Source organism: Leisingera sp. F5 (assembly GCF_001593695.1).
Genome location: NZ_LUKH01000115.1, coordinates 1 through 5,853, shown reverse-complemented (window position 1 = coordinate 5,853; position 5,853 = coordinate 1). Strand labels below are relative to the sequence as shown.

7 protein-coding genes are annotated in these 5,853 nt (G+C 56.9%); all 7 read left to right on the top strand.

Going from position 1 to position 5,853, the window contains the following annotated elements:
• Positions 1-668 (top strand): EF-Tu/IF-2/RF-3 family GTPase (locus A2I95_RS25140; protein WP_291734310.1); only part of this gene is annotated, 668 nt, incomplete at its 5' end.
• A 998-nt stretch (positions 669-1,666) separates the two neighbouring features.
• The gene (rpsJ, locus tag A2I95_RS25135) at positions 1,667-1,981 is read left to right on the top strand and encodes a 30S ribosomal protein S10 (protein WP_019298501.1); all 315 of its coding nucleotides are present in this window, start codon (positions 1,667-1,669) and stop codon (positions 1,979-1,981) included.
• A gap of 18 nt (positions 1,982-1,999) precedes the next feature.
• Positions 2,000-2,725, top strand: a complete 726-nt coding sequence (gene rplC, locus A2I95_RS25130) for a 50S ribosomal protein L3 (protein WP_027257340.1) — start codon at positions 2,000-2,002, stop codon at positions 2,723-2,725.
• Positions 2,722-3,339: a 50S ribosomal protein L4 gene (gene rplD / locus A2I95_RS25125; protein WP_259989305.1), complete on the top strand. Its 618-nt coding sequence runs from the start codon at positions 2,722-2,724 to the stop codon at positions 3,337-3,339. The genes rplC and rplD overlap by 4 nt, the downstream gene beginning before the upstream one ends.
• Positions 3,336-3,632 carry a 50S ribosomal protein L23 gene (locus tag A2I95_RS25120; protein WP_024088533.1) on the top strand — a complete coding sequence of 99 codons (297 nt, stop codon included), beginning with the start codon at positions 3,336-3,338 and terminating at the stop codon, positions 3,630-3,632. Before rplD ends, A2I95_RS25120 begins: the two co-directional genes overlap by 4 nt.
• Positions 3,633-3,883: 251 nt before the next feature.
• Positions 3,884-4,375, top strand: a complete 492-nt coding sequence (locus A2I95_RS25115; RefSeq protein WP_291734303.1) for a hypothetical protein — start codon at positions 3,884-3,886, stop codon at positions 4,373-4,375.
• A gap of 230 nt (positions 4,376-4,605) precedes the next feature.
• Positions 4,606-5,520, top strand: coding sequence for a hypothetical protein (locus A2I95_RS25110; protein WP_291734302.1), 915 nt, complete (start codon positions 4,606-4,608; stop codon positions 5,518-5,520).
• Positions 5,521-5,853: the final 333 nt, after the last annotated feature.

Genomic DNA, 5,853 nt, shown 5'->3' with positions numbered 1-5,853 from the left:
CTCTGGCCGCAATGGAAGGCAACAAGCCTGAAATCGGCGAAGAGAAGATCAAAGAGCTGATGGCAGCTGTTGACGAATACATCCCGACCCCGGCGCGTGCTGTTGACCAGCCGTTCCTGATGCCGGTCGAAGACGTGTTCTCGATCTCGGGCCGCGGCACCGTTGTGACCGGCCGGGTTGAGCGCGGCGTGATCAACGTTGGCGACTCGATCGAAATCGTTGGTATCCGCGACACCAAAACCACCACCTGCACCGGTGTTGAAATGTTCCGCAAGCTGCTGGACCGCGGTGAAGCCGGCGACAACATCGGCGCCCTGCTGCGCGGCATCGACCGTGACGGCGTTGAGCGCGGCCAGGTTCTGTGCGCACCGAAATCGGTGAACCCGCACACCAAGTTCGAAGCCGAGGCCTATATCCTGACCAAGGAAGAAGGCGGCCGTCACACGCCGTTCTTTGCGAACTACCGTCCGCAGTTCTACTTCCGCACCACCGACGTGACCGGCACCGTGACCCTGCCTGAGGGCACCGAGATGGTGATGCCGGGCGACAACCTGAAGTTCGACGTTGAACTGATCGCCCCGATCGCGATGGAAAACGGCCTGCGCTTCGCCATCCGCGAAGGCGGCCGCACCGTCGGCGCCGGTGTTGTGTCGAAAATCACCGAGTAAGACGGCTTTGCCGTCTGGTGGCGGGAGGCGGTTTTCCAAAGGAAAATCGCCGAGAGCCACTCAGAACTGTTTTGCGAAAGGGCCGCTCGAAAGAGCGGCCCTTTTTCTGCTATTGGAAAACCTGAGCCAGCCGGAACAAAGCCGCAGGCCCCGGTCAGGCGCGCTCTCTTCGCATTATTGATCAGACTAACGGAATGACAGTTCGCTGGTTTGGCTCATTTCACGAAAGCAGGCGTTTGTTCTGAATGCAGCGTATGTGTAAAAGGAGCCCATTTCAACCGATGCTGCGCAGCGCCAGAACCGCGATACGCAGGAAGCTCCCGCTCCAATCACAAGCGTCAGAACAAGAAGGTAAAGAAAGAAAAGGAACCCGTAAGAAACAATAAAGCGATCTCAACACAAGCGATGGCAAAGAACGCAACGCTGAATGGGTCTTTCTTCGAAGGAAACTCGTTGAAGTAGAGAAGGGCGATTACTTTCAAAGAAAACAATGGGTAAGCCATGTTGAAGCCAGAAATGCTCAAGGGAAGTACAAGCGCAACCGGTATGGATATCATAAGGTTTGCTAAGTGAAACCAAAGTAGTCGCTTAGCTTCGGAGTAAAAATGCATTTTATGCTCTGGTGGCCCACGGGTATACCGGGAACTGGATACATCTACGTTGGAATGGTGGAAAGGGGAAGTTGCCGACCTTGCAGCCGCCGACTCGAACGTCAGCAAAGTCCCGCGTTGCCGCCGATGAGTGCAGTGCTCAGTCTCCGCTCTGTCCGCGTAACCGACCCTTAACACTCCCAAACAAACTCCAAACCCACCGTACGCCCCAAACGCAACCGTTTCGCCGCGAAACCCCTTGCCACACTGCTGCATCAGGCGTATAGCGCGCAGGTTCGCTATGTGCGGATAGGGGCGGGGTGATTCCCGCCTTTTGGGTTCGATGAGGGTTTCGCGGTGGTCGCAGGCCCTCCTCTCAACCTCAACGCCTCAATAAAGGCAGATGTAATGCAAAGCCAAAACATTCGCATTCGGCTGAAGGCATTCGATTACCGCGTACTGGATGCCAGCACGCAGGAAATCGTCAACACAGCCAAGCGCACCGGCGCTCAGGTTCGTGGCCCGATCCCGATGCCGAACAAGATCGAGAAATTCACTGTTCTGCGTGGCCCCCACGTTGACAAGAAATCGCGCGACCAGTTCGAAATCCGGACCCACAAGCGCCTGCTCGACATCGTTGATCCGACCCCCCAGACCGTGGACGCGCTGATGAAGCTCGACCTCGCCGCTGGTGTGGACGTCGAAATCAAGCTGCAGTCGTAAGATCGGAGGGTAATGAATATGCGCTCTGGTATTATCGCAAAGAAAGTCGGCATGACCCGGCTGTTCCTGGAAGACGGCAAGCAGATCCCTGTGACCGTTCTGTCGCTGGACGGCCTGCAGGTTGTTGCGCAGCGCACCGATGACAAAGACGGCTACACTGCCGTTCAGCTCGGTGCCGGTTCCGCCAAGGCAAAGCGCACGTCGCAAGCCATGCGCGGCCATTTCGCCGCAGCCAAGGTTGCGCCCAAGCGCAAGCTGGTGGAATTCCGCGTCCCCGCAGATGCCCTGATCGAAGTCGGCGCCGAGATTTCGGCCGAACACTTCCTGGCTGGCCAGAAAGTGGACGTCACCGGCACCTCGATCGGTAAAGGTTTCGCGGGTGCCATGAAGCGGCACAACTTCGGCGGCCTGCGTGCAACGCACGGTGTGTCGATCTCGCACCGTTCGCACGGCTCCACCGGTCAGTGTCAGGATCCGGGCAAAGTCTTCAAAGGCAAGAAGATGGCCGGCCACATGGGCGCTGCCCGCGTGACCACCCAGAACCTGGAAGTGGTGAAAACCGACGCCGACCGCGGCCTGGTCTTCATCAAAGGCGCCGTTCCCGGCCCGAAATCCGGCTGGGTCACCGTCAAGGACGCCGTGAAGAAGAAAGCGCCCGAAGGTCTGCCGTTCCCGGCCGGTCTGAAAGCGGCTGCAACCGATGCACCGGCTGTTGAAGCCCCCGCGGAAGGTGGTGAAGCATGAAACTTGACGTGATCAAACTCGACGGCGGCAAGTCCGGCGACATCGAGCTGTCCGAAGACCTGTTCGGCCTGGAGCCGCGTGCGGACATCCTGCACCGCGTGGTCCGCTGGCAGCGCAACAACGCGCAGGCCGGCACCCACAAGGTGAAGACCCGCTCGGAGACCTCCTATTCGACCAAGAAGATCTATCGCCAGAAAGGCACCGGCGGCGCACGCCACGGTGACCGCAACGCGCCGATCTTCCGCAAGGGCGGTATCTACAAAGGCCCGGTTGTCCGTTCGCACGGCCACGATCTGACCAAGAAGTTCCGCAAGCTGGGTCTGCGCCACGCGCTGTCCGCAAAGGCAAAAGCGGGCGAGCTGGTCATCATCGAGGATGCAGCCTCCGAAGGCAAAACCGCCGCTCTGGCCAAACAGGTGAAAAACCTGGGCTGGAAACGCGCGCTGGTCATCGACGGCTCTTCGGTCAACGAAGACTTCCTGAAAGCGTCGCGCAACATTGAAGGTCTGGATATCCTGCCGACAATGGGCGCAAACGTCTATGATATCCTGAAGCGTGACATCCTGGTGATCACCAAAGCAGGTGTCGAAGCACTGGAGGCTCGCCTGAAATGAGCGCTAAAGCAGAACACTACGATGTGGTCCGCAAGCCGATCATCACCGAGAAAACCACCATGGCGTCCGAAAACGGCGCAGTGGTCTTTGAGGTGGCAATCGACTCGAACAAGCCGATGATCAAAGAAGCTGTTGAGGCTCTCTTTGGCGTCAAGGTGAAGGCGGTCAACACCACCATCACCAAAGGCAAGGTCAAGCGGTTCCGCGGCCAGATGGGCCGTCGCAAAGACGTCAAAAAAGCCTATGTGACCCTGGAAGAAGGCAACACCATCGACGTGTCCACCGGACTCTGAGATTTGCCTTTTTGAGACTTTGGAAGGCCCTCGCGCAAGCGGGGGCCTTTTTCATATGCGCAGGGCAGGCATGTCTGCATGGCGGGTCCCTTGGTGAATTCCGTCCGCTGATTAATAGCCGCTGGCGGTTAAGATCCGCGAACCCATGCGTGCGCTGCCTGCGCAACGGGCGGCGTTCAAAAACGGCGCCCCGGCACTATCATTCCCCGCGCTATAGCGTATGGGAGGGGGGGCCTTAAGGAGAATGACTGATGGAACCTTCACAGAGTTTACCTGAACTGGTCGCGGCGGCGCGGGCCAATGCCAAGACGCTTGAGGATCGCATCATGGCGGCGCAAACCCCTGACGGCCGGGTTGAGGAGCTTCGCGCGGCCACGGTTGCGCTGGAGGCGCAAGCGGTCGATATCTTCACTCTGTTCGAGGCGCGGATGCAGCACCACTTCAGGCGGGGGCCGTTTTCGCGGAAATTGACAGCCCTGCTGTCGCAATCCGGGCAAACCGATCTCGCCGGGAGGGTCCATCAGTATTATCTGGTGATCAACGTTCTGAAGCACGGCAAGGGGGCGAGCTACCGGGAATTGCTGAATACTCCGGGGTCCAAGTTTGCCGTGAACACCAGCCAGGACGCTGCCCCCGATGATGCACAGCAATCAGTTGGGCTGGTGGACATCAGTTTTCCCGGCTTCTTCGAAGGGCTGACTGACACCATTCTGGACGCCAGCCGGTTCCTTGAGGCGCAATAGGGCGCATCCCGCCGCGCTAGCGTCATGCTGAAAGCATGCCTCCGGCATGACCCGCCCCCATGGGGCGGTGCTTTGGCTGGTGGTGTTCCTGTTGGCGGGGCTTGCAGGTTGGACTGCGGCAACGTGAGATTGGCAAAAGCGATTGTTGTTTTGCAGGAATTTGTCAGGTTGCATTTGATCCTTGCATAAGCTTGTATTTCAGCGAGGCAATTCTATTCCAGGATTATTCGATGAGTTTCTTTGGAGCAATTTTCAATCGAACCAACTTAATGGCCAGTGCCATTGGTGGCGCATGCAGTGTTGTCGGTGTACTGGCAGCATTGAACCAAGGCAGCATTGATAAGGCGGTTTCGGCGAACGAAGCCTTTACCGTTCTGAGAGAGCAGTTGACTGCTCAGCAAAGGCAGCTTGACGCTTTCGAGCGGCGCCAAAGCTCTGTTCTTACTGAAGTCAGGCGGGAGCAGGAAGCCCTTCGCAAAGAGGCATTGGTTCACGGCAGTGAACTAAATAAAATGGCGATGCGGGAGCTTGAGAAGCGTTTTGAGGCCCTTTCCGTGAAGATTGAAAATCTGCCCAAGACCGCAGGCGGTGGCGTTGATCGGATGGCTCTGAACAAAGCCGTTGAGCAAGTGAAACTTGATCTTACTGATGAATTCCAACGGTGGATTGCTGAACTGCCAGCTGGGGAGAACAGCGGCGTTTCGGAAGAGCGCGTTCGGAGGTTGTTTGCGGCGCTTAAAGGCCAGCTGGAGGGGGAGGTTTTGACGCTTGTTAATGCCAAGCTTTCTTCACTGCCTGCAAAAAGCGGCGAAGGTGTTCCTGTCGCAACTAAACGCCGGATACACTTTGTCGAAAAAGACTGCATTTACCTTCAATCGATGCCATCACAATTCACTGTTAAATTTAAGTATGGGCAAGAGTTCTGCTGGAAGCCCTCCGTCTTGTGGTCCTCAATAAAATCGGCAGGTTATACAAACGGATTTGTATTTGAATTCGTCGGTGGCGGACGAGAAGCATGTGTACACGGAAACACTTGCTACATTGGAACAGAGGACGATGGTACGAAGTACAAAGTTCGAATTGAGAAGTACTATGCTAAAGAAGGCGCGCGCTACTTTGAGGTCAACTTCTTGAAAATGGGTTAAAGTTTATTCTATGGATCCTTGACGTCGGCGCGCAGGGTTTCCTGAGAATAAATGTGATTGCCACCTCTCCACGACTCTGCTAAGCCGCACCAATCCTGAAGACCCCGGATTCGTTCCGGGGTTGTTACGTTTGTCAGGATGTTCGAACTCTGGGACCTTCGGGGCCCTATACATCGGCCACCCTAGTAGTGCGTCTCCACAGGAGGCAAGCGGGCGGGGGGCTTACACATAGCGGGTCCAAAGACAAAAACCTAAGGGCCTGCACGCTAAACGGAAGACAGAAAGCATGGCACTCAAGTCGTATAAGCCGACGACGCCGGGCCAGCGTGGGCT

What these genes read in the sequence shown, in the direction of transcription:
- rpsJ (WP_019298501.1), top strand. Translation starts at nt 1,667, where the DNA reads ATGCAAAGCCAAAACATTCGCATTCGGCTGAAGGCATTCGATTACCGC.
- rplC (WP_027257340.1), top strand. Translation starts at nt 2,000, where the DNA reads ATGCGCTCTGGTATTATCGCAAAGAAAGTCGGCATGACCCGGCTGTTC.
- rplD (WP_259989305.1), top strand. Translation starts at nt 2,722, where the DNA reads ATGAAACTTGACGTGATCAAACTCGACGGCGGCAAGTCCGGCGACATC.
- A2I95_RS25120 (WP_024088533.1), top strand. Translation starts at nt 3,336, where the DNA reads ATGAGCGCTAAAGCAGAACACTACGATGTGGTCCGCAAGCCGATCATC.
- A2I95_RS25115 (WP_291734303.1), top strand. Translation starts at nt 3,884, where the DNA reads ATGGAACCTTCACAGAGTTTACCTGAACTGGTCGCGGCGGCGCGGGCC.
- A2I95_RS25110 (WP_291734302.1), top strand. Translation starts at nt 4,606, where the DNA reads ATGAGTTTCTTTGGAGCAATTTTCAATCGAACCAACTTAATGGCCAGT.